Origin of the sequence: Thermophilibacter mediterraneus (genome assembly GCF_900119385.1) — a bacterium.
Lineage (GTDB): Bacteria > Actinomycetota > Coriobacteriia > Coriobacteriales > Atopobiaceae > Thermophilibacter > Thermophilibacter mediterraneus.
Map to the genome: position 1 here is coordinate 1 of NZ_FPKO01000009.1, position 24,110 is coordinate 24,110.

Genomic DNA, 24,110 nt, shown 5'->3' on the forward strand with positions numbered 1-24,110 from the left:
ATCATTCCTTGTGTCCAGGGGCACGGTCATCTCCTCCATCCTTCCCGGGCGGCCTCGCCAAAGTGCCCGCCCGGGACAACCCTACGGCGAGGGCCGCGCCCCTGGTCCAGGGGGCGCGGCCCTCGTGATCAAACTGCTCAATTCCTGGTGCACGCGCTGCTCAGAAGCCGGCGCTCATTTGGACCACTTCCTATTGCACATCAACAGCCTCCTGAGGCGCCACCACATCATCTATTACGGCGAGCTCGGGCGCTACCTGGACAAGAACCTCGCCCTCGATGAGTCTCGCGCCTCCACGGCCGCCCGATGGGCCCTCCGGCACCTGCCCATCTGCAACGGGGCGCTCATACTGCTGGCACTTCTCGCCGCCCTTGCGATCAACGACATGCTCACGCTGCCGACGGCCCTTCTCATCACCGCTGGTGCCGCCGTGTTCGTCGCCCTGGGCATGGCGCTCGACAAGAGGCGACGGGAGCTTCCCGGCGGCGTGCCCCTGCCGCCGCAGCGCTAGCGAAGCGGGGCGGGGCCGTCCGGCACGCTCGCCGGCGCGGCCCCGCCCCGTCGCCCTTCTCGCCGCGCGAGGAGACCCCGGCCCTACCCCGCGAGCTTCTCCGCGAAGTCGGCGAGCGTGCCGGGGATGTCGATCTGCTGCGGGCACACCGCGGCGCAGCTCCCGCACCCGATGCACGCGCTCGGGCGCTTGTCCTCCGGCAGCGTCCCCACGAACATGCTCGGGATGAAGCCTCCCTTGCCGCCGGTCACCGTTGCCTCGTTGTACAGCTCGAGCAGCTTGGGGATGTCGAGGCCCATCGGGCAGTGGCTCGTGCAGTAGTGGCAGGCCGTGCAGGGGACGGTGTGGCGGCCGAGCATGTCACCGACCACGCGGCGCAGCGCGGCGCGGTCCCTCTCGTCGAACGGGCGCTCCGCGGAGAAGATCTCCACGTTCTGACGGAGCTGCGCGGCATCGGACATGCCGGAGAGCGTCACCACGACCTCCGGGATCTGCTGGACGAAGCGGAACGCCCAGTCCACCGGGTCGGCGTCCGGGCGCGCGCCGGCGAGGATCGCGGCGTTCTCGTCGGAGAGGCGCGCGAGCTTGCCGCCGCGCACCGGCTCCATGACCCACACGGGGATGCCGTAGCGCCCGAGCAGCTCGACCTTGCCGCGCGCGTTCTGGAACTCCCAGTCGAGGTAGTTGATCTGGAGCTGGCAGAACTCCATGTGCTCGCCGTACGCCTCGAGGAAGCGCTCCATGCAGGGGATGTCCCCGTGCGCCGAGAAGCCGAGGTGGCGGATGCGGCCCGCCGCCTTCTGCTCGAGCAGGTAGTCGAGGATGCCGTGGGCGGGGTTGAGGTACTCCTCCACGTTCATCTCGCACACGTTGTGGAAGAGGTAGAAGTCGAAGTGGCCCGCACCGGTCTTCCTGAGCTGCTCCTCGAAGATCTCGGCGACCTTGCCCATGTTGGCGAGGTCGTAGCCCGGGAACTTGTCCGCCAGGTAGTACGACTCGCGCGGGTGACGCGCCAGAGCGCGGCCGAGCACGATCTCGGACTGCCCGCCGTGGTAGCCCCACGCGGTGTCGAAGTAGTTCACGCCGTGCTCGAGCGCGTAGTCCACCATCTCGTCGACGGCAGCCTGGTCGGGCGTGGCGTCCTCGCCCTCGACGCACGGCAGGCGCATGGCGCCGAAGCCCAGGCGAGAAAGGCTGAGGCCCTTGAAGTCCTTGTACAGCATGTGGGTTCCCCTCTCCGCAAGCAACGAAGTGTCAACTATAAGTATACCGCTCGCGCTCGTCGGGTGGGAAGCGTCTACACGCCCGGAGAGCGCGAGGTCGACCTCGCGCTCGCGTCGGCGTGGGACGACTTCGACGCCGCCCTCGTCTACCAGACGGCCATGAGCATCGGGGCGCGGGCAATCGTCACCAGAAACGCCGGCGACTATGCTGCCTCCTCGATCCCCGTCCTCTCTCCCACCGAGTTCTTCTCCTGGCTCGAACGCCTCCACAACGTCTATTACGACGAGATAGACTTCTGACCCCACGTGCCGGTAAGAGAACCCGCACGTCGCGGCCCACCCAAGGCAGGCGCCCCGACCTTCTAAGCAGGATCTTTCGCGAAGCGCAGTCCTGCGTGAAGGTCGGGGCGCCTGCCTTGGGCGGGCCTCACCCGCGACGTGACGTTCTTCTCGCCCTACGCGTCCTTCATGATGATGTCGCGCACGATGCCCGAGACGCGGTCGCACGCGTCGAGGCAGAGCTCCATGCGGTCGAAGATGCGCAGCCACGTGACCGCGTACTTGCCGCTCGCCTCCTCGTCGGAGAAGAGGCGGCGCAGCGCCTGCTGGTAGACGGTGTCGCCCTCGTCCTCGACGGTGCCGATCTCGATGGCCTTCTCGAGCACCACGCGGTCCTTCTTGTAGTCGGGCAGGTGGTAGATCATCTCCTGCATCTCGTGGACGGCGTGCACCGTGAGCTCGGAGATTTGCTTGGCCTCGAGGCGCAGGTCGGAGAGGTTGAAGAGGTCCATGCGCACCGCGACGCCGTACATGGAGTCCACGACGTCGTCCATGGCGAGCGCCAGCGAGCTGATGTCCTCGCGATCGATCGGCGTGATGAAGGAGGTGTAGAGCTTGGCCATGATCGCCTTCACGCGCTCGTCGGCGGTGGACTCAAAGACCTTCATCTGGGGAATGGAGCTCATGGTCGAGGGGAAGTCGCAGATGATCTTGTTGTAGGCGTCAGCCGTCTCGGTGATGAGCGCGGCGAACTCCTTGAGCATGGTGTAGAACTCGTCTTCCTTCTTGATGCGGGGCATGTGGACTCCTTTGCATGTGGACGAGAAGGACGTGCGGGCAGAGGCGCGAGCCAACAGGGACGCGGGCGACGCGGCGGCCGTGCCGACGCGCGACTAGAACAGGACGAGGAACAGGCGGGCGAGGACGTAGCCGATGACGCCGCAGCCGGGGAACGTGAAGACCCACGTGAGGACCATCTCCTTGGCCACGCCCCAGTTCACGGACTTGGGGTCCTTGGCCGCGCCCGCGCCCATGATGGCGGCGGACTTGGTGTGCGTGGTCGAGACGGGCAGGCCCGTCAGCGTTGCCAGCAGAAGCGACGCGGTGGCCGAGACCGAGGCGGCGAAGCCCTGGTACTTGTCGAGCCGCACCATCTCCATGCCGACCTTCTTGATGATCTTCTTGCCGCCCACCGCGGTGCCGATGGCCATGACCGCGGCGCACAGCACCATGATCCAGAGCGGGAAGCCGCCCATCTCCCCCACCGTCAGGTTGAGCGAGAGCGCGATGGCGAGCATGGCGGTGGACATGAACTTCTGGCCGTCCTGCGCCCCGTGCATGAGCGCCACGCCCGCGGCGCCGAGCACCTGCATGCGCCCGAAGAAGTTGTTGGCCGTGCGGCGGTCGGCGTTTCTGCACGCGATGGGAATGACCTTCGAGATCACCCAGCCCGCGGCGAAGCCCAGGCCGGTGGAGAGCACGAGGCCGTAGACGACCTTGATCCACTCTCCCATGTTGACGCCGTCGAGGCCTCCCTGGACGGCGAGGGCGGCGCCCGTGAGGCCGGCGATGAGCGCGTGGCTCTCGGAGGTGGGGATGCCAAAGGCCCAGGCGCCCAGGCCCCAGGCCACGATGCCCACCGTCGCCGCGGCAAGCGCGATGAGCGCCGCGTGCGAGTCGCCGCCAAAGTCGACCATCCCCGAGATGGTGTCCGCGACGGCGGTGGAGATGAACGACATGGCCACGAGGCCCACGAAGTTGCAGATCACCGACATGAGGATCGCGTTGTCGACGTTGATCGAGCGCGTGCCCACGGGCTCGGCGATGGCGTTGGCGGCGTCGGTCGCACCGTTCACGAAGATGGTCCCCATGACGAGGAGCATGACGAGGATCAGGAAGGGATTGCTCGACAGGACGCCGAGGAACTGGTCAAAGCTAATCACTCGGGGCTCGCTTCCCTACGGTCGGATACGTAAATGTCACGATTCTGTAAACGACTGATAAGGATAGCGTAATGCCACGCGCGCTCAGGCGAGAAGAACGGTCCTCAGCCTGCCGTTTGGCAGTAGCTTACAAAGAGCTTACATTGGGACAGTGGGGACGGGGGGGTGTGTCACACCTCCGTCCCCACTGTCCCAGACCGGCCTCACTCCCCCACGAGGCCCAGGTGACAGAAGGCCTTCCAGAGGCCGTCCTCATCGACGCCCGCGGTGACGAAGTCGGCCATGGCGCGGATCTCCGGGCCGCCCGACCCCATCGCGACCCCCACGGCGCAGGCCTCGAGCATGGGGATGTCCACCTTCGCGTCGCCGAAGGCGATGGTGTCCGCCATGTCGGCCCCGATGGCCTCGACGGCCGCGCGCACGGCGACGGCCTTGTCGACGCCGGCGGGCCCCAGGTCGCCGAAGAGCGCGCGCTCGTCCACGCCGCCCCAGGTGCCCACCTTCATGTCCGGGAAGTCGCGACGGGCGTCGAGGTAGTCCTGATAGCTCGTGAGGGCAAAGCTCACCTTGTTGACGTCATCGCGATAGAGCTCGCAGCCGTAGCGCAGCAGCGGGAAGACGTCCTCGACGCCGGCGTCCGCGGGGACGGGCTCGCCCTCCCCGAGCTGGTAGGCGAGGACCGCCGCGCGACCGGCCTCGCGGAAGTTCTCGCTCGCGAAGAGGCCCGTGTTGCTCTCGAGGTAGAAGGCGAGGCCGCGTTCGTGGCACCAGTCGACGATGCGGCGGCACTGCTCCGACGTCACGAGCCGGTGCATGACGACGCGTCCCTCCACCTCGACGTAGGCGCCGTTGCCGCCGAGCATGCCGTCGAAGCCGAGCTCCTCGAGCTCGGGCTGGACCTCGCCCTTGCTGCGCCCGGTGCACATGAGGACCCTGTGACCGTTGGCGCGCGCCTCGCGGATGGCGCGGGCGGCTGACGCCGGCAGCACGTTGTCATACGTGACGATGGTGCCGTCCACGTCGAGAAACACGATCTTCTTGTCAGACATGCGTCCTCCTCGGCGGGCGGGGCGGGCAGCACATCTCCGGTGCCGCCCGCCCCGCCTCGTCTCGTCAGCAATCCGGGCCCGTCCTCATTTCTCTGGTAATCGGGACCCGGCCCCAATTTACAGGCCGTTCGAGCGGATGATCTTCTGGTAGGCGTAGAAGCTGTCCTTGCGGATGCGGGAGTAGTCGCCCGTGCCGTCGTCGTGCTTGTCCACGTAGATGAAGCCGTAGCGCTTGCGCATCTCGCCGGTGCCGGCGCTGACCAGGTCGATCGGGCCCCACCAGGTGTAGCCGATGAGGTCCACGCCATCGGCGACAGCCTCGCCCATGGCGGCGACGTGCTTCTCGAGGTAGTCGATGCGGTACTGGTCGTGCACGCGCTTCTCGCCGTCCTCCTCGACCACCTCGTCGAGGGCGCCCATGCCGTTCTCCACGACCATCATCGGGATCTGATAGCGCGCGTAGATCTGGTTGAGCGCCACCCGCAGGCCCGTGGGGTCGACCTGCCAGCCCCAGTCCGTGCTCTCGAGGTAGGGGTTCTTGCCGCCGGAGACCATGTTGCCCCCGGTCGTCTCGGCGCCCTCGTGCGTGGTCACCGTGTTGGACATGTAGTAGCTGAACGTGTAGAAGTCGACCTTTCCGTCGGCGATGTCATCGAGGTCGCCGTCGCGCACGTCGAGCTCGATGCCGTTCTCGCGCCAGTAGCGGCGCGCGTAGAACGGGTAGGCGCCGCGCACCTGCACGTCGGAGCAGTACCAGTTCATGCGGTTCATCTCGAGCTCGTTGGCCCACACGTCGGCGGGGTCGCACGTGGCCGCGTACGTGAGGATGAAGCAGTCCATGTTGCCCATCTTGAGCTCGGGGTAGTTCTCGTGGGCGTAGCGAACCACGCGCCCGCTCGCCACGAACTGGTGGTGGAGCGCCTGGTAGCACTGCTGCGGCGTGACGACCACCTCGGAGCCCGGGCCCTCGAAGCCGCGGATCATGGACGTCTCGAAGAGCGCGCCCGCCGCGGAGGTCCCCAGGTTGATCTCGTTGAACGTGAGCCAGTAGGTGACCTTCTCGTGGTAGCGGTCGAGCACGCAGCGGGCGTAGCGCTCGAACAGGACGATCAGCTCGCGGGACTCCCAGCCGTTGTACTTCTCGACGAGCGCATAGGGCATCTCGTAGTGGCTGAGCGTCACCAGGGGCTCGATGCCGTGCGCGCGGCAGCAGTCGAAGACGCGGTCGTAGAAGGCGAGGCCCGCCTCGTTGGGCTCGGTCTCCTCCCCCGTGGGGAAGATGCGACTCCAGGCGATGGACATGCGGAACATGTTGAAGCCCATCTCGGCGAAGAGCGCGATGTCCTCCTCGTAGCGGTGGTAGAAGTCGATGCCGTCGTGGTTGGGGTAGAAGCGGTCGGGGTCGATCGAGATCGTGATCTCGCGCGGGGTGTCAACGGAGCCGCCCAGGAAGTGGTCGTCGACGCTGGGGCCTCGCCCGTCGACGTCCCACGCGCCCTCGAGCTGGTTCGCGGCCGTCGCGCCGCCCCAGAAGAAGCCCTTGGGGAAGGTAACTGCCATGATGTACCGCCTTTCGTCGTGTCCTTCTCTGCGTTGTCGCTGGGGACAGTATGCTCCAATGAAAGGGCAAAAGCGGGCGTATCAGCAAAGTGGATAGTTCTTTTCGCAGGACACGATATGCGGACAGGATGAGCTGATATCTTCTGATATCTTTTTTGAGGGCATCTTCGAAGGGGCGTGCGCGCAGGGCCGGGCACGCGGGGCGGACGGCGACGGATGGGAGGACCATGGACGTCAGGCGGCGCATCAGGGAGGCGACGGACCTCACGCCGGCGGAGCAGCAGCTCGCCCAGAGCGTGCTCGCGTTGGGCGAGCGGGTCCAGCGGCTCACGATCAAGGAGCTCGCGCGGGCGGCGTCGGTCTCCGTCCCGACCGCGCACCGGTTCTGCAGGAAGCTCGGCCTCGCGGGCTACAAGGAGCTCAAGGTCGAGCTCGCCCGCGCCTCGGCGTTCGAGGCGGGGGCGACGCCGGTGGACATCAACTTCCCGTTCGTCGCCGGCGAGGGGTCCGGCAGCGTCGCGGCGCACCTCCAGGCGCTCTACGAGGCGACGCTGCGCGACACCCGCGAGCTGCTCGACACGGCAGAGCTCGAGCGCGCCGCCGACCTGCTCGCCCGCGCGCGCTGCGTCGACATCTACACGCAGTCCCACAACCTCTTCCCGGCGCAGATGCTCTGCGAGCGCCTGGTCTCGGTGGGGCGCGAGGTCACCTGCCACGAGCGCGACGAGCGGCAGACCCGCCGCGCGCTGGTCTCGGACGAGCGGGACGCCGCCGTGGTCATCTCCTACTCCGGCCTCAACCCGCACCTGCGCCGCCTCGTCCCGCTGCTCGCGGAGCGCCGCGTGCCGGTCATCTTCGTGGGCACGCCCGCGGCGCACCGGCGCAACCCGGGCCTCGACGTCTACCTCGCCGTGAGCGACCGCGAGGACCTCCAGGACCGCATCACGCAGTTCGCGAGCCACATCGGCGTGCAGTTCGTGCTCGACGCGCTCTTCGGGTGCCTCTTCGCCCGCACCTACGACGAGAGCCTCGCGTTCCTGGAGGCGTCGCTGCCCTTCACGCGCCTCCCGACGACGGAGGGCTGAGGGCACCCGGGACGAGCGTGCGGCCGGGCGCAGGGCGGGTCTTCGGGGGCCGGGCGGGCCGCCGGGCGCCTCGGCGAAACGGAGCATTTGACGAAAAATGGCCCCCTGAGGGGTCGATTTTCGCTAGATGCTCCGTTTCGGCGCAGGTCATCCGAAGCAGGTCATCCGAGGCAGGCCATCCGAAGCAGGTCATTCGGCGCTCGGGCGCGGCGCGAACCGGCACATGGGCGCGGGCCGCCCCCCGCGAGACGAGAACGGGCCGCCGGGCACAAGACCCGACGGCCCGCGAGGCGTGACGCGGAAGTGCCCCTACTTGCCGGGGAAGTGGCAGTTCACGAAGTGGCCGGGCTTGACCTCCATGGTCGGGGGCACCTCGCCCTTGCACTTGTCCGTGGCGCGCGGGCAGCGCGTGTGGAACGGGCAGCCCTTGGGGATGTTGGTGGGGCTGGGCAGGTCGCCCTCGATGAGCACGTGCTTCTTCTCGATCTCCGGGTCCGCCACGGGGACGGCGGAGAGCAGCGCCTGGGTGTAGGGGTGCTGCGGGTCGGCGTAGAGCTCCTCGTTGGGGGCGATCTCCATGATGTGGCCGAGGTACATGACGCCGATGCGGTCCGAGATCATCTCGACCACGGCGAGGTCGTGGGAGATGAAGAGGTACGTGAGGTTGTACTCCTCCTGGACGTCGCGCAGGAGGTTGAGGACCTGCGCCTGGATGGAGACGTCGAGGGCCGAGACCGGCTCGTCGGCCATGATGAGCTTGGGGTTCACCGAGAGGGCGCGCGCGATGCCGATGCGCTGGCGCTGGCCGCCGGAGAACTCGTGCGGGTAGCGCTCGCCGTGCGCCGGGGAGAGGCCCACGACGCCGAGCAGCTCGTGCACGCGCTTGAGGCGCTCGCCCGGGGACATCTTCGTGTGGATGAGCATGGGCTCGCCGATGATGTCCTGGACCTTCATGCGCGGGTTGAGCGAGCCGTACGGGTCCTGGAAGACCATCTGCATCTCGGAGCGCAGCGGCCTGACCTCCTTCTCGGGCAGGTGCGCGATGTCTTTGCCCTCGAAGACGATCTCGCCCTCGTCGGGCTCGATGAGGCGATTGATGAGGCGGCTCGTGGTGGACTTGCCGCAACCCGACTCGCCCACGAGCGAGAAGGTCTCGCCGGGGTAGATGTCAAAGCTCACGTTGTTGACCGCGTGGACCCACTTGTTGGGACGGCCAAAGAAGCTCTTGCCCACCGGGAACTGCTTGGAGACGTTGCGCACGGAGAGCAGGGGCTTGTTCTCAGCTGCCATGGCCTAGGCCCCCTTTCTGACGTTTTCGTGGAAGGGGCAGGCGCACTTGTGGTCCTCGCCCACCTTGACGAGCTCGGGCGGGCGCTGCGCGCACGAGGCCTGCGCGTACTTGCAGCGCGGTGCGAAGCGGCAGCCCTCGGGCATGACCGAGAGGTCGGGCACCGAGCCGGGGATGGACGGCAGGCGGTGCACGCGGCGGCCGAGCTTGGGCACGGACTCGATGAGGCCCTTGGTGTAGGGGTGCTGCGGGTTGCGGAAGAGCTCCTTGACGGGCGCCTCCTCGACGATGTTGCCCGCGTACATGACGATGACGCGGCTGCACGTCTCGGCCACGACGCCGAGGTCGTGGGTGATGAGCAGGATGCCCGTGTTGCGCTTGTTGCGGATGTCCTCCATGAGGGCGAGGATCTGCGCCTGGATGGTGACGTCGAGCGCCGTGGTGGGCTCGTCGGCAATGAGCAGCTTGGGCTCGCATGCCATGGCCATGGCGATCATCACGCGCTGGCACATGCCGCCGGAGAGCTCGTGCGGGTAGTTGCGCAGCGTCATCTCGGGCTCGGGGATGCCCACGAGCTTGAGCGCGCGAACGCAGCGCTCGTGGATGTCCTGCTTGGAGAGGCCCTTGTTGTGCAGCGAGATGGCCTCGGTGAGCTGGTTCTCGATCCGCATGATGGGGTCGAGCGCGCTCATGGGCTCCTGGAAGATCATCGAGATCTCGTTGCCGCGGATCGAGCGCATCTCGGCCTCGGACATGTCGAGGATGCTCTTGCCGTCGAACTTGATCTCGCCCGTGAGGCGGGTGTTGAGCTTGGAGTGCAGGCGCATGACGGAGAGCGAGGTCACGGACTTGCCGCAGCCCGACTCGCCCACCAGGCCCACGATCTCGCCCGCGCGGACCTGGAAGGAGACGCCGTTGACGGCCGTGATCCAGTCCTTCTTGCCGCGCTTGAACTCGGTCTTGAGGTTCTTGACCTCGAGCAGTGTTTCAGCCATGAGAACCTCCCTAGTTGAGCTTGGGGTCGAGCGTGTCGCGCAGACCGTCGCCGAAGAGGTTGAACGCGAGCACCGTGATGAAGATCACGAGGCCCGGGAACAGGACGAGGTGCGGCGCGATGGCGAGGTAGTTGCGCCCCTGCGAGAGGATGGCGCCCCACTCCGCCTGCGTGACCGACGCGCCGAAGCCGAGGAACGACAGCGAGGAGGCCGAGAGGATGGCGCCGCCGATGTTCATCGTGAAGTTGACGATAAGGGCCTGCATGGTGCCCGGGAACACGTGCACGAACATGGTGCGGGCGCTGCTGCAGCCGATCGACTTCGCGACCTCGACGTAGAGCTCGCCGCGCACCTCGAGCACGGCGCCGCGGATGATGCGGGCGAACGAGGGCACCGTGAACACGGCGAGGCCGATCATGATGTTGGTGATGCCCGGGCCGATGATGGCCACGATGGCGATGGCGAGCAGGATCGAGGGGAACGCGAACATGACGTCGCAGATGCGCATCACGATCGAGTCGAGGATCCCGCCGAAGAAGCCGGCCATGAGGCCGAGGACCACGCCGCCGGCGGTTCCGAGCAGCGTCGCCGTGAGGGCGGTGCCGATGGAGAGCTGCGTGCCGGCGATGATGCGCGAGAACACGTCGCGGCCGAACTCGTCGGTGCCCCAGATGTGCGCGGCGCTCGGGCCCGCGAGGATGGCGCTGTAGTCGTAGGCGTTGGGGTCGTACGGGGTGATCATGGGACCGATCACCGCGAGCACGAGGATCGCGATGATGACGATGAAGCCGAGGACCGCCGTCTTTCGGCGCAGGAACTTCTTGATGAACTCCTTTGCCCGGCCCTGTGCCTTGGGCAGCTCCTCGCCTGAGGCGAACTCGCCCTGAGCGGGCGTCTTTGTGGTGGTGTCTGCCATCGCTCGCTCCTATTCGTATCTCACGCGCGGGTTGATGATGCCGTAGAGCACGTCGGCGATCAGGTTGATGGCCATGTACTCAAACGAGAAGAACAGGATGAGCGCCTGGACGACCTCGTAGTCGCGGAAGCCGATCGAGTCGACGAGCAGGCGTCCGAGGCCGGGGATCGAGAAGACCGTCTCCACGACGACCGAGCCGGCGATGAGGGCGCCGATCTGCAGGGCGGTGACGGTGATGATGTCGATCGAGGAGTTCTTGAAGGCGTGCACCATGATGACGCGGGACTCCGGGAGGCCCTTGGCACGGGCGGTGCGGATGTAGTCCTTGCCGAGGTTCTCGATCATGGACGAGCGGGTCACGCGCGCGAGGATGCACATGATGCCGGCGCCCATGGCAACCGACGGCAGGATGTAGCCCGTCCAGTCCGTGAGGCCGCCCGTGGGAAGGAGCCGCAGGTTGACGGCGAAGATCTGCATGAGCTGCAGGCCGAGCCAGAAGTTGGGCAGCGAGATGCCGGCGATGGCGATGAGCATGCCGATGAGGTCGAGCGCGCGGCCGCGGTTGACGGCGGCGACGACGCCGATGATGACGCCCAGGATGACCGACCAGGTAATCGAGCAGATGGTCAGGTACATGGTGATCGGCAGGCGCGGGGCGAGGAGCTCGACCACGGACGTGTTGTTCGTGAACGAGTGCCCCAGGTCGCCCTGGAAGATCCCGCCGAGCCACTGGACGAACTGCGGAATGAGCGGCTGGTCGAGGCCGAGCTGGCTGCGGATGGCGGCGATCTCGCCCGCGGTGGCCGTGGGGCCGCCGATCATGCGGGCCGGGTCGCCCGGGATCAGGCGGATGAACAGGAAGACGATGATGGAGACGACGAACATCAGCGGAATCATGCTCAGCACACGCTTGACGACGTACTTACCCATATAGCCCCCCTCCTTGTCTCATGGGTGCCGGTAAGTGAAGAAGCCAGCCCCCGGGTCCGGGGGCTGGCGCTTTCGTCCCAGGTTAGGGGCGCGAGCCCGCGGGCTCTTCTCCCCTTAGACGTTCAGCGTGGCGTGGATGACGTCGATGCCCTGCGGCACGTACTTGATGCCGTTGAGGTAGGCCTTGTAGGAGAGCAGCGTGTTGTCACTCGCGAGGTACAGCCACGGGCACTCCTCCCAGGCGATGTCCTGGCACTTGCCGTAGTGCTCGTTCTGCTCCTCCACCGTCGGGGCGGCGTTGCCGGCCTCGAGCTCGGAGTCGAACTCGTCGTTCCTCCAGAAGGCGGTGTTGTAGCCGGTGGGCGGCACCATCGCGCTGGAGAGCAGGGAGCGCAGGAACCCGTCCGGGTCGGACTGGGACCAGTTGACGTACCACATCTGGAGCTCGGTGGTGTCCTCGGGCTCGGCGGCGATCTCGGCGTTGGTCGCGGCCTCGTTGGGCAGGACGTTCACCGTGACGCCGATCTGCTCGAGCTGCTGCATGACGAACGTGGCGCCCTTGGTCTCCTGCGTGGAGTTGTCGCAGATGACGCTGACCTCGAAGCCGTCGGCGTAGCCGGCCTCCTCGAGCAGGCTCTTGGCCTTCTCGAGGTCGTACTCGTAGGGGGTCTGCGCCTTGTAGCCCGGGACCATCTCGGGCAGGACGGACGTGGCGGGCGTGGCGGCGCCGGAGTACATGACGTTGACGTACTCGTCCTGGTTGAGGGCGTAGTTCAGGGCCTGGCGCACGCGGACGTCAGAGAGCGGCTCGTAGTTGGTGTTGAGCGTGACGTAGCGCATCGTCGTGGACTCGAGGGAGACCATGTTGATGTCGCCGGCGGAGCGCACGGTGGCAACCTGGTCGGTGGGCATGGGGTAGATGGCCGTGGCCTCGCCCGTCTGCAGGGCGGCGATGCGGGAGCCGGCCTCGGGGACCACGCGGAAGTCGACGCGGTCGATCGAGGGGGCCTCGCCCCAGTAGTCCTCGTTGCGGACGATGGAGACGTGGTCGCCCTGGGCGTACTCCTCCAGGACGTAGGGGCCGGAGCCCGCGGACTGCTTGGAGTAGTCCCAGCTGGAGTCGGCGAGGGCGGCGGGGCTGATGAGGTAGAACTGCGTCACCGAGTTCATGAACGGCGCGTAGGGCTCGGGCAGGTGGAACTCGACGGTGTAGTCGTCGACGGCGGTGCAGGAGTCGACGCGGGTCTCCTCGGTGTTCTCGTCGATGCTCTCGATGAACATGCGGCGACGGCGCCAGTTGTTGGCCGGGTCGATGGCGGCCTCGTAGTTGGCGACGACGGCGGCGGCGTCGAGCGGCGTGCCGTCGGTGAAGGTGATGCCCTCGTGCAGGTGGAACGTGTAGGTGCAGGCGTCGGCGGAGACCTCGTAGGAGTCAGCGGCGCGCGGGACGAGCTCGTAGTTCTCGTCCAGGTCGTAGAGCGAGTCGTAGATGTAGTACACGACGTTGCCGGAGTTGCCGTCCGACCAGTCCATCGGGTGCATCTCCTGGAACTCGCCCTCGAAGGCGAGGATGCACTCGTTGGCGGGCGCCTTGCCGTCGGTGTTGGTGGCGCGGACGACGAAGCCCTCCTCGTCGGCCTCGATGAGCTCGACCGCGGACTGGCCGCCGTCGGACGCGTCGCCGCCGTCGTCGGTCCCGCCGCCGCCGTTGCAGCCCGCGAGGCCCGTCGCCGCGACCGTGGCGCCCGTCGCCGCGACGGCACCGAGGAAGCCGCGACGCGTCATGCCGTGCCGGCTCATCTCGCCCGAGATCTGCTCCTTGCTCATGTGCGCTCCTCCCATCGAGCGCCCGCCTCCCTCGGGACGGGCGCGCTGCAAAATGACCGCGAAGGCGGCCTCAGGCCACCGAGGAAGAGGCCCTTCTCGCCTGTCGCGGGGCCCCTTTTTGCCTTTTTGTGACCTAATTGAATGGTACGCGCAAATCGGGTACAACCGTAAGACTCAGTAAGGTGGGCGTAACCTTTTACGTCGCGGAAGCACGCGCTCGCCGGCTACGAAACAGCAATTTAATATTGTGGGATCGCCAGACAGACCGGAGGGACGTCACCGTGGCATACCAGTTCGACCGAGCGCGCTACGACGAGCGCATGGGGTGGTTCCTTCACGACCGCTTTGGGATGTTCATCCACTTTGGGCTCTACGCCATCCCCGCCCGCGGCGAGTGGCTGCGCAGCGACGAGGAGATGCCCGAGGAGGACTACCTCCCCTACTTCCACGAGTTCAACCCCACCGCGCTCGACGCGCGCGACTGGGCGAGAAGGGCCCGCGAGGCGGGCATGCGCTACGCCGTGCTCACCGCCAAGCACCATGACGGCTTCTGCCTCTTCGACACCGCCACCACCGACTTCAAGTCGACCAACACCCCCTTCGGCCGCGACATCGTGGCCGAGTTCCTCGAGGCCTTCCGCGCAGAGGGGCTGCGCGTGGGCCTCTACTACTCCCTCATCGACTGGCACCACCCCGACTTCCCCCAGTACGGCGACCGCCAGGCGCCCTTCAGGAACGACCCCGTGCGCGGCTGCAACGACGACCGCGTCTTCGACCGCTACCTCGACTACATGCACGAGCAGGTGCGCGAGCTCTGCACCAACTACGGGCGGCTCGACCTGCTCTGGTTCGACTTCTCCTACGACGACCTGCGCGGCGACGCCTGGCGCGGGACGAAGCTCATGGAGATGGTCCGCTCGCTGCAGCCCGACGTCGTGACCAACAACCGCCTCGAGGTCTCCGGCGAGGGCTACGGGTCGCTCGCCGCGTGTCGCCCGACGCCCTACCACGGCGACTTCGTCACGCCCGAGAAGATCGTGCCGCCGACCGGCATCCGTGACGCCGAGGGCCGCCCGCTCGCCTGGGAGTCCTGCGTCACCATGAACGACAACTGGGGCTACCACGCCACCGACAAGAACTTCAAGCCCGCGTCGCTGCTGGTCCACAAGCTCGTCGAGTGCGTCTCGAAGGGCGGCAACATGATCTTGAACGTGGGCCCCGACGCCACCGGGCGCATCCCCGACGAGTCCTGCCGCATCCTCGACGAGATCGGTCGCTGGATGCGACGCAACTCCGCGAGCGTCTACGGCTGCGGCCCCGCCGCCGGCGGCCCCCTCGACGTCCGACCGCCCGAGGTCGGCCGCCTCACGCGCAACGGAAACACATATTACTTCCACCTCTACGAGAACGCCCTCGGCCCCGTGCCGCTGCTCGGCGTCCCCAAGGACCGCATCGAGAAGATCCGTCGGCTCTGCGACGGCACCGAGGTCCTTCTCTCCACCAGCTGGACGCACAGCGACTACCCCGACGTCGCCTTCGCCGACCTCGGCCCCTCGCCCGTCCTGCCCGATCCCGTCGACACCGTCCTCGCCGTCACGATCAAGGAGGCAAACGCCCGATGACCCTGCTGTCCGCCGACTTCCACGCCTACGCCGCCGAGCGCCTGAAGGATCGCTCGGCACTTCTCGCCCCGCTCTCCGAGAAGATCGAGGCCGCCCTCGCCGCCCTCGAGACCGAGGACGAGCGCGCCCTCATGAGGAGCTACCTCGGCACCCTACCCCTCACCGACGTCTTTGACACCCCGCTCGAGACCCTCGCCTCCTTTGCCCGCCAGTCCGCGCTCCTGCGCGCCGAGAGCCCCTGGTGCCGCGACGTCCCCGAGGACGTCTTCGTGCACTTCGTGGCCTATCCCCGCGTGAACAACGAGCCCCTCGCCGACGCCTGGCCCACCTTCCGCGCGCAGCTGGAGGGTCGCCTCGCCGGGCTCGACGCCGAGGCCGCCGTGCTCGAGACCAACTACTGGTGCTGCGAGACGGCGACCTACCAGGCCTCCGACGGCAGGACCCTGGGCCCGCTCGGCGTGCTCGCCTCCGGCGACGGCCGCTGCGGCGAGGAGTCGACCTACCTCGTGACGGCGCTGCGCAGCGTGGGCATCCCCGCCCGCCAGCTCTACACCCCCTGGTGGGCCCACTGCGACGACAACCACGCCTGGGTCGAGGCGTACACCGGCGACGGGTGGCACTACCTCGGCGCCTGCGAGCCCGAGGAGCAGCTCGACCGCGGCTGGTTCACCGCGGCCTCGGGCCGCGCCATGCTCGTCCACACCCGCCTGTTCGGGGACTTCGGGTGCGACTTCGAGCGCGACGCCCACCTGCTCGCCCGCGAGGGCAGCCAGGTGATCGTGAACCTCACGGAGCGCTACGCCCCCACGGTCCGTCTCGTCGTGCGCGTCGCGGACGCCTCGGGCGCCCCGGTCGAGGGGTCCGCAGTTCGCCTGCAGCTCGTCAACGAGGCCGGCTGGCGCGACATCGCCTCGCTCGTGACCGGCCCCGACGGGTCGGCGAGCATCGTCGTGGGCGAGGGCACCCTGCGCGTGGCGGCCTCCATCGGAGACACCCTTGCCGAGAAGATCGTGGACACGTCGCGCGACCACGACGTCACGATCGTCCCGGTGACGGCCGCCGAGCAGCCCGGGGGCTGGGAGGACATCGACGTCCACGCGCCCTCCGACCACCCCGCGCCCTCGCGCCCCCTCACCCCCGAGCAGGCCGCCGCGGGCCGCGCCCGCAAGCGCGAGGCCGACGCCATGCGCACGAGGCGCGTCGCCGGCCTCGTCGCGAAGGCCCGGGAGCTCGCGCACGCGTGCGGCCGCGACGACGAGACCTGCCTGCCCTTCTTCGAGCACGCCTTTGCCAACGCCGGCGAGGTCGCGCGCTTCCTCGGCACCGACGACGGCGCCGACCGCGCGGACCTTCTTTCCACGCTCACCACGAAGGACTTCCGCGACCTCACGGCCGACGTGCTCGAGGACCACCTGGCGGGGGCGCGCCTCGCGCACGCAGACGCCCTCTCCTACCTCGCGCGCGAGGGCGTCGACGACCCCGGGCGCGCCGAGGACCTCTATCGCCGCTACGTCCTGTGCCCGCGCGCCAACCTCGAGCACCTGAGCGCCTACCGCGCCTTCATCCGCGAGCGCTTCGACGCCGAGCAGGTCGCCGGCTTCGTGGCCGACCCCATGTCCGTGTGGAGCCACATCTGCGCCACGACCTCGCTCGATGTGCGCCACCACGTGAAGAAGCTCGTGGGCACGCCGATCGGCGCGCTCGTCTCAGGCCAGGCGGGCGAGTTCACCCGCCGCGCCCTCTTCGTGGCCATCTGCCGCACCTTTGGCATCCCCGCGCGCGTGAACACCGTCGACCTGGGAGCGGAGTTCTTCCGCGCGGGCGGCTTCGTCCCCGTGGAGCGCCCCGAGAGCGGCGCCGACGTCACGTTTGCGAGCGAGGAGCCCCTCGGATACTTCCACGACTGGACGATCGCGCGCCTCACGCGCGACAACGCGCCCTCCGGCGCGCCGCGCCTCGGCTTCGCCACCCTCGACCTCTGGGGCAAGGCCGAGTTCGAGGGTGGGGTCTGCCACGTCGAGCTCCCGGCGGGCACCTACCTCGTCACCACCTCGGCGCGCCTCCCCTCCGGCGACTCCCAGGTCGCAGAGCGCCTGGTCGAGGTGGGCGAGCACGGCATCGAGGGCGCGGACGGCCCCGTCGAGCTCGTGATGCGCCACCCCGACGTCTCCCAGATGCTCGAGGACATCGCGGTCGAGCCCTTCGTGCTGGCGGACGGCAGCGGCGACCCGCTCGACCCGTCCTCGGCCGCGACCGAGGGGCAGCCGATCGTCACCGCCTTCCTGGAGCCCGGCATGGAGCCCACCGAGCACCTCCTCAACGAGATGCGCGAGGAGAGCGCACGGCTCGCCGAGGCCGGCGCCGCGCTCCTGCTCGTGCTGCGCGACGAGGCCGAGCTCGCCGACCCCACGCTCTCCCGCACGCTCCCCGTGCTCGAGGGCGTCGCGGACGTCACCGTGGCCTTCGACGACTTCTCCGAGCTGCCCGAGCGCCTGGCGCGCCGCATGTTCGTCAACCCCGAGAAGCTGCCGCTGTGCATCCTCGCGACCCCCGAGGGCGGCGCGCTGCGCGGGCGCTACGCCGCCGCGGGCTACAACGTGGGCACCGTGGACCTCATGCTCAAGCTCATGGCACTCCTCTGACGTGACACCGGTTATGACATTGGTGACAGGGTAAAGTGTCAACCCCGCGGCGGTCCGGCAGACGAGGCCAGCCGCCGAGCGCAGCGAAGTCACCGAGGCGGAGCGTCTTGCGAAAACGGGGCCCTTGTGGCGGTCGTTTTTGCAAGGCGCTCCGTTTTGCCGCGGGACCTGGCGAGAAGGACCGTCTGCCCGAGGGCGGTCCCGCCTCGCCCGCGGGCGGTCGGGCGCTCGAGGCATTTATCTACCACTAGATTGACAACAACTGGGCCTCCCGAGCCGTGGGAACGGTTCCAGACCCCAGTTGTTGCCGATTTAGTGGTAGATAATTCAATGCTGACACTGGTGTTGACACTGGTGACAGGGCAAAGTGTCAACCCCGCGCGGGCGGAAGGAGCGCCAGGGTCGCATTCCAGCTCCCGCTACACGCACGGTCGCCACCCGTTCAAGCTCCGTGCGGAAAGGGTCAGTGAGCAGATGTACGAGAACATCACGCGCTACATTGACGCGTTCGACAGCTGGGGCGACGTCAGGGAACCCGGTCGTGTCATCGCGGGGTTCCTTCGCGACCTCAACGAGGTCGCCGACCACAGCTACGCAGACACGCTCGCGCGCCACGGCCTCGAGTGGTCCGCGGCGAGCATGAGCAGGGCCGACCTCACGGATGCCCCGGCGGAGCTCGCCGTCGCCCTGCTCACGGCAGCGTATCGCGCCGATCACTTCAGCAACGGCATCCTCGAGAACAAGTTCATCCCAAGCGGCCTCGCGTCCCGCTGCCTCAGGCGGCTGCGCGAGCTCGACTCACAGAGCCAAGGCCTCGACGACTAGGAGACGCAGGGGCGCGGGAGACCTCGACGTGGAACCGAGGTCCCCGATCCTCGACGGCCGGCATCGCGCATTAAGGCGGGGCGAGAAGGACCTTGGGTCGCCCACGTACGGGGGGAGGGGCCCCTCGCGGGGCCCCTCCCCCATCGGACCTCCCTCGGGGCGGAGACTACTCCCTCAGGCCGGTCCAGTCCTCGAAGCGGGTGCCCCCGACGCGCTCGTAGTCGTGCGCGTTGGTGGCCTCGACGACGTCGAAGAAGGCGTAGTGGTCCCGGCCGAGGTCGACGAACGTCCTGAGCTCGTCGAGGTGCTCGGTGGCCCACACCGTGTCGCAGGAGCGCCACAGCATGCGGTTGGTCACCATGGTGGCCTGGCCGCGGGTGATCGTGTCGTCCGGGCCGAAGCGGCCGGAGCCGTCCTGATAGCCGTAGATCCAGCCGAAGCTCGTGGCGCCCACGACGTAGTCGCGGTACCAGGCGTCCTCGGGGACGTCCACGAAGGCGTTCTCGCCCTCGAACTCGCCGTTCGAGAAGCGCATGGCGATGGCCACGAACTCCGCGCGGGTGATGGCGCGGTTTGGCTCGAAGGAGGTCGGGCCCGTGCCGTTGAGGATCCCGCGGGAGGCGAGCACCCTCACCGCCTCGGCGTAGTAGGCGCCCTCCGGGACGTCCTCGAAGGCCACGTCCCTGTCGCCCATCGACTTGTCGAGCAGCAGGTTGTAGAACATCTGCGCGACCTCGGCGCGGGTCATCGGGTTCTCGGGGCCGAACTTCCCGGAGCCGTCGCCGTAGCCGTGGAGGTAGGCCACGTGGTCCGAGGCGTTCAGCCAGTCGGAGACGCCGGTCTCGTCGGGGCTCGCCGGGTCGCTGCCCCTCATGAACGTGACGGAGATGGTGTGGTCGTCATCGAGGTCCTCGAAGGTGTAGGAGCCGAGCTGGCGGTAGCTCACGCCGTCGACGGTGACGTCGCCGACGGTGTAGCCCTCGTCGGGGGTGATCGTGAACGTCACGTCGGAGCCCGCGGCGTAGCTGCGCGTGCCGGACGGGCTGATGGAGCCGCCCTCGCCCGCCGTCGCGGTGATCTCGTAGTACTTGGTCGAGGGCGGCGTGACGGGGGTGTCGGGCTCGTCGGGCGCGTCCGTCTGCCAGACGATCGCGAAGGGCGAGAAGCCCGAGCGCGCCACAGTAAACTTGATTCCGTTCTCGGTGAACTCCGCCCTCATGTCCTCGAGCTCGCACGCGTCAATCGCCGCCTCGACGCCGGCCTGGCCCGAGATGCCATACTCTCTGTGCAGGTCCTTGTAGTGGATCACGGCGAGGCCGGGGGTGCTCCCGTCCACCCCGGAGGGGTACGGAAGGTAGACCGTGGCGCCCTCCGCCGATGAGACCCACGCGTTGCCGTTGTGGGCGTCGACGAGGTCGAGGTAGTGGAACTCGTAGCTGTACCTGCGGTTGGCGCCGAGCTCCGGGAGAAGGCCGCTCTGCTCGGCCTTGTCCTCGAGAAGGCCCTGCCGGTCGGTGCCGTCGTCATCGACGAGGAGGTCGTCGTCGAGGATCTGGACGCCGCCCCGAGGGACCTGCCGGTCCTCGTCGTCGTTCGTGTAGAACACGGACGACTCGGGGATGACGGCGGTCACCTCTGACACGGGCGTCGCGACGGGATCGGACTGCACGGGATGCGTATTCGTGCCTTCCTGGGCGTCCCCCACGTTCTCGATGTAGCGAACGATGACCCTGCCGCCGAGCTCGCTGCTGATGGACACGTCGTTGCCGTTGACTTTCACGTCGGGATCGCCGCCGTCCCTCCAGGCGAGCTTGGCGACGTACTCTCCCGGCTCCGAGTCGTTCTCGGCCGGCTCGCCACCCAGGTCGGTGTAGCTCACCTGAAGAAGTTCCCTGAGGGCGGCCAGCCTCTCGTCGGGCGTCCCCCTTACTTCCTCGCCGCCAACGGTGAGCTCGGATATCTCGTCGAGGCAGTTGGTGAGCGTGTAGTCGGGGAAGCCGCCGGTTGCGTCGTAGTTGTCCTCCTGGCCCTGTCCGCCTCCGATGTAGACGGTCACGTCATCGGGAACGAGGGAGTACTCGCTGCTGTTGAAGAACATGACGGCGTAGGCCGTACTAGCCTTCGCGTCCCTGAGGGTCACGTCGATGGAGTCTCCGCCCTTGAGCTCGTGGAGGTGCAGCTGGGCATTATCAGCCATGGTCCCATCGCTCTTGAGCTCGACGTAGGCAACGTAGATGCCGTGGCCATTGAACTCGTACTGGGGGTTGGAGGACGGGGTGAAGGTAAAGTGGGGAGAGCTGATGGTTGGACGGATCCATATCGCCGCTGCATCACCTCTTGTTGTGCCGAGGTCTATGCCCAGGGCCTCCCAGTCAGCCCTGCCCGTCTCACTTGTCACCATATCCTTGATTTGGTCCTTGACGGTAGAGCTGGCGTTCCCCAGCTTCATATCAGCATATCCCTCGTCAAGGCCAATTGCGCCAGAGTCAACCCCAACGACTCTCTCTTGGGTCAGGACCGCCGCGCCCACAAGTGCGTTCTCAAGATCATCTTTGGGCTCACCGCCCGAGATGTCTACGTTCATCTCCTTGTTGCCGCATATCTCGCCGCCGGAAATCCGAACATAGTTAGCATCTTCTGCAGTGTACGAGACGCCATTCTTCTCGTTGCCAGAAATCTTGCCACCATTCATGACGAAGAAGGAGCCGGAAGCATCAGGATTGCTCTCGACCTTTACCCCATTTGCATGGTTACCAGAAATCTCGCCACCGACCATGTTGAACTGGCCGTTCTTTCTTACGAACACCGCACCATTAGACGACTCGTTGCCCGAGATGCGTCCTCCATACATCGTAAATATCGTGTCCCACGATGCACCGGGCCCCATCGTTCCGCCGCTACAAACTGCTCCGCCACGGTCGGAGCCGCCCTGGACAACATTGTCCAAAATGTCTGCTCCATCAAACATGTCGACCGTAATATCGCGCCCGCCGCTATAGCTTCCATACATGTGGAAGCCGCCGCACTGCTTCGCGGTGTTGTTGCGAATCGTTCCGTAGAAATCGATGGAGGTTCCCGCCTGAACGTACACCGTAGAGACCTCAGAATTATTCCTCTCTATGACGCAGGACTCACCGATGCGAACGCTCGCGTTTTCGGCGGCAATGCAGTAGCCGTTACCGCCGTCACTCGCCCTCAGAACGTTGCCGCGAATGGTGCCGTCAATCTCCGTAAGGAGGCCGTCCCCCTTCGTCTGGGAAATCTTCAGGGCGTGCCTGAGCTCGGTGTCCTCGATGACGCCGTCCATGTCGAGCTTGGCGACGAGCACGTAGACGCCAGACCCGTTCTTGGCGGTGTCGGTCAATTCCGCCACGGTCCCCGTCGAGCCAATCGTCAGCGTGGACCCGTTCCTGGCGTGGACGCCGACGCCCTCCTCGCCCTGCCACATTTCGGTCGTTCCCTTGATGTGCCTGATTTCGCCGTTCATGTTCACGGTACCGCCGTCGAGGTAGATGCCCCGTCCGCTCATCGGGTTGTTCTCGGCGCCGCCGATATACGCTCCGTTATCGACGGTTATGCTCCCGCCCTGCACCCAGATGGCGCCTGCGGGACCAAAGTCGCTAACGGGCTGGTTGCCCGAACTGAGCACCGGATCTCCATCTGCGTCGAATATCGCCCCGCCTTTTTCCCGCTCGATGAGAGCGTCGTCGACGATCTTGCTGCCGGCCTTCATATGCAGAACCCCACCGGACACCCGGACCGCCGACATGCCGCCGAAGTTCTTCAGGGTCGCGCCCTCTTCGAGGGTAATCGTCGCTGTGTTGTTGTACGTGGCGATTATGGCGTCCTGGACGATGGAGGAATTGGGGATCTCCGTGCCCTTATGGGTGACGTTGCCCTCCTCGTCAACCTCCTCACCGACGGTCGTCGTGCCCTGGTCACCGTCTGTATCGACCTGGAGGAAGTAGGTTGCGCCGTCAACGCGCTTCCAGTCGTCGTCGAAGGTGATGTTCTTCAGGGTCAGAGACGACTCGAGCCTGAACTCGGAGCCGCCGACCTCGAGCATGGCGCCGTTGTACTCGCCCCGTGCCGGGTCAGTCGCGGTATCGAACTTTTCGCCACGCGAGACGGTAACGGGGGAATCGCCAAGGCTTGTGATGGTGAGGTGCTTGTTCCAGAACCGCGCGGGGGCCGTCATGGTGAGGTTGTCCATCACGTAGATGGTGCCGTTGTCCTTTGCCACAGAGACAGCCGTGGCAAGCGAGGCAACCGGGCTTTCCTGTGTACCTTCGCCAGCCTCGTCGTCTCCGCCAGAGGACACGTACACCTCATCAAGCGAGTTCTCCACCGGTTTCGCCCACGCCGTCACCGGAATGACGCTCAGCGCGAGCACGAAAGCGCCGAGCAGCGCCGCGAGCCACCTCACCCTCCTCGTTCTTCTCGTCTTCTCTCTCATAGACAGTCTCCTTTCCCCCGATAGCTGTCCTTCTGTGCATATGGGAGGGGCTCCGTCGAGCTGCCGAGGCGCTCGGGTTCGTCCCGTCGAAGCCCCGGGCCCTCACCTGGACGGGCGACGCGATGTCGTACGGTAGCGGCTCGGAAGCTGCCCGCCGCGGCCGTCGAAGCGCATCTCTACCTCGATGTAACCGCGATCGCGTAGGTCCGCGACCAGCCTGTTTATGGTTTGAACGTTTCTGCCCAGGCGCTCGGCGAGCTCACGCTTGGTGCACGTGAGGCCTCCCGACACGGCGGTCTCCGCCGCAATCAGGCGCAGAAGCTGCTCCTGGGTCTTGGTGAACTCGCGCTTTCTGGATGCCCGACGGCCTTCCTCCGAGCAGCGGTCACGGGCAGAGCCTCCGCTCGCCCCCGCATGTGCGCTACCTAGGCGCGAGGACTCTCGGGGAGAACCCCCCCCCGCTCGAGTCATTCTGGGCATCGGCACGGCGGACGCCGGGGCAACGGTGCTGTCGCGCTTGATGTCAAGGCGCTCCATACGCTCCTCCCCCACGTCGCTCGGGCCGCCGACGCAGCGCTAGCGTCAAGCGCCCTGAATGCTTTCAGGCAACTTTATCGCTTCCGACGAAACACGAAAACTGGGGGGTATATTTTCGTTTCTGCTCACTCTGAGGAAACTCGCAGGTAGAAGGCATGAAACGAATCTTCGTTCCCCCCTGCGCTTACTCGCGAGCGGCAAGGTCCGATCGCTCTCTTTGCGCAAAGCCGCGCTCAGCACAGCCACACGAAAACAGGTCAGAGACCAAAAACGGCCTCTGACCTGCTGCAATCACTGGAGCCAGCAATCGGACTCGAACCGATGACCCCCGCTTTACGAGAGCGGTGCTCTACCAACTGAGCTATGCTGGCGCGGTCACTAATCATACGAGAACCGGCGTCTGCGCGCAAGCATGTTTTTCT

General features: G+C 66.9%; 18 protein-coding genes and 1 tRNA gene. 6 read left to right on the forward strand and 13 right to left on the reverse strand.

Translation table 11 applies throughout. The features are described 5' to 3' along the window. Positions 1-193 precede the first annotated feature (193 nt). The gene (locus BQ7106_RS04715) at positions 194-511 is read left to right on the forward strand and encodes a hypothetical protein (RefSeq protein ID WP_072372126.1); all 318 of its coding nucleotides are present in this window, start codon (positions 194-196) and stop codon (positions 509-511) included. A gap of 83 nt (positions 512-594) precedes the next feature. On the opposite strand, the gene BQ7106_RS04720 is transcribed toward BQ7106_RS04715, so the two are convergent. Then, a complete protein-coding gene (locus BQ7106_RS04720; protein ID WP_072372129.1) occupies positions 595-1,734 on the reverse strand; it encodes an aldo/keto reductase in 1,140 nt (379 codons plus the stop codon). Positions 1,735-1,797: 63 nt separating this feature from the next. On the opposite strand from BQ7106_RS04720, the gene BQ7106_RS04725 reads away from it, so the two are divergent. After that, positions 1,798-2,034 carry a hypothetical protein gene (locus BQ7106_RS04725; protein WP_072372132.1) on the forward strand — a complete coding sequence of 79 codons (237 nt, stop codon included), beginning with the start codon at positions 1,798-1,800 and terminating at the stop codon, positions 2,032-2,034. A gap of 155 nt (positions 2,035-2,189) precedes the next feature. Here BQ7106_RS04725 and BQ7106_RS04730 read toward each other — a convergent pair whose 3' ends face one another. The 4 genes from BQ7106_RS04730 to BQ7106_RS04745 form a co-directional block, all read right to left on the reverse strand. Further along, positions 2,190-2,813 carry a DUF47 domain-containing protein gene (locus BQ7106_RS04730; RefSeq protein ID WP_072372135.1) on the reverse strand — a complete coding sequence of 208 codons (624 nt, stop codon included), beginning with the start codon at positions 2,811-2,813 and terminating at the stop codon, positions 2,190-2,192. Between the two features lie 93 nt (positions 2,814-2,906). Further along, positions 2,907-3,956, reverse strand: coding sequence for an inorganic phosphate transporter (locus BQ7106_RS04735; RefSeq protein WP_072372139.1), 1,050 nt, complete (start codon positions 3,954-3,956; stop codon positions 2,907-2,909). Between the two features lie 203 nt (positions 3,957-4,159). Continuing rightward, positions 4,160-5,005: a Cof-type HAD-IIB family hydrolase gene (locus BQ7106_RS04740; protein ID WP_072372142.1), complete on the reverse strand. Its 846-nt coding sequence runs from the start codon at positions 5,003-5,005 to the stop codon at positions 4,160-4,162. Between the two features lie 117 nt (positions 5,006-5,122). After that, entirely contained in the window at positions 5,123-6,565 is a 1,443-nt protein-coding gene (locus BQ7106_RS04745) for a glycoside hydrolase family 1 protein (RefSeq protein ID WP_072372145.1), read from the reverse strand. Positions 6,566-6,792: 227 nt separating this feature from the next. Here BQ7106_RS04745 and BQ7106_RS04750 point away from each other — a divergent pair, with 227 nt between their 5' ends. Continuing rightward, positions 6,793-7,650 carry a MurR/RpiR family transcriptional regulator gene (locus tag BQ7106_RS04750; RefSeq protein ID WP_072372148.1) on the forward strand — a complete coding sequence of 286 codons (858 nt, stop codon included), beginning with the start codon at positions 6,793-6,795 and terminating at the stop codon, positions 7,648-7,650. Positions 7,651-7,959: 309 nt separating this feature from the next. Here the strand turns inward: BQ7106_RS04750 and BQ7106_RS04755 are convergent, their stop codons facing one another. From BQ7106_RS04755 to BQ7106_RS04775, 5 genes are all read right to left on the reverse strand, one after another. Beyond that, a complete protein-coding gene (locus tag BQ7106_RS04755) occupies positions 7,960-8,940 on the reverse strand; it encodes an ABC transporter ATP-binding protein (RefSeq protein ID WP_072372151.1) in 981 nt (326 codons plus the stop codon). A gap of 3 nt (positions 8,941-8,943) precedes the next feature. Next, positions 8,944-9,933: an ABC transporter ATP-binding protein gene (locus BQ7106_RS04760; RefSeq protein WP_072372154.1), complete on the reverse strand. Its 990-nt coding sequence runs from the start codon at positions 9,931-9,933 to the stop codon at positions 8,944-8,946. 10 nt (positions 9,934-9,943) lie between these two features. Then, positions 9,944-10,849, reverse strand: a complete 906-nt coding sequence (locus BQ7106_RS04765; RefSeq protein ID WP_072372157.1) for an ABC transporter permease — start codon at positions 10,847-10,849, stop codon at positions 9,944-9,946. A gap of 9 nt (positions 10,850-10,858) precedes the next feature. Next, a complete protein-coding gene (locus BQ7106_RS04770) occupies positions 10,859-11,779 on the reverse strand; it encodes an ABC transporter permease (RefSeq protein WP_072372160.1) in 921 nt (306 codons plus the stop codon). Positions 11,780-11,893: 114 nt separating this feature from the next. Further along, a complete protein-coding gene (locus BQ7106_RS04775) occupies positions 11,894-13,606 on the reverse strand; it encodes an ABC transporter substrate-binding protein (RefSeq protein ID WP_129583801.1) in 1,713 nt (570 codons plus the stop codon). Positions 13,607-13,887: 281 nt separating this feature from the next. Between BQ7106_RS04775 and BQ7106_RS04780 the strand changes: the two genes are divergently transcribed. From BQ7106_RS04780 to BQ7106_RS04790, 3 genes are all read left to right on the forward strand, one after another. Next, positions 13,888-15,228 (forward strand): alpha-L-fucosidase, encoded by a 1,341-nt coding sequence (locus BQ7106_RS04780; protein WP_240307441.1) that lies wholly within the window; start codon positions 13,888-13,890, stop codon positions 15,226-15,228. Then, on the forward strand, positions 15,225-17,870 hold the full coding sequence (locus BQ7106_RS04785; protein ID WP_072372163.1) for a transglutaminase-like domain-containing protein: 2,646 nt from the start codon (positions 15,225-15,227) through the stop codon (positions 17,868-17,870). The genes BQ7106_RS04780 and BQ7106_RS04785 overlap by 4 nt, the downstream gene beginning before the upstream one ends. 474 nt (positions 17,871-18,344) lie before the next feature. Beyond that, entirely contained in the window at positions 18,345-18,695 is a 351-nt protein-coding gene (locus BQ7106_RS04790) for a DUF6508 domain-containing protein (RefSeq protein WP_072372166.1), read from the forward strand. A gap of 166 nt (positions 18,696-18,861) precedes the next feature. Here BQ7106_RS04790 and BQ7106_RS04795 read toward each other — a convergent pair whose 3' ends face one another. From BQ7106_RS04795 to BQ7106_RS04805, 3 genes are all read right to left on the reverse strand, one after another. Then, complete coding sequence (locus BQ7106_RS04795) at positions 18,862-23,151, reverse strand: S-layer homology domain-containing protein (protein WP_129583802.1); 4,290 nt, start codon at positions 23,149-23,151, stop codon at positions 18,862-18,864. 102 nt (positions 23,152-23,253) lie between these two features. Beyond that, complete coding sequence (locus BQ7106_RS11435) at positions 23,254-23,688, reverse strand: MarR family transcriptional regulator (RefSeq protein WP_072372173.1); 435 nt, start codon at positions 23,686-23,688, stop codon at positions 23,254-23,256. A gap of 295 nt (positions 23,689-23,983) precedes the next feature. Further along, a tRNA-Thr gene (locus BQ7106_RS04805) sits at positions 23,984-24,059 on the reverse strand. Between the last annotated feature and the right edge of the window lie 51 nt (positions 24,060-24,110).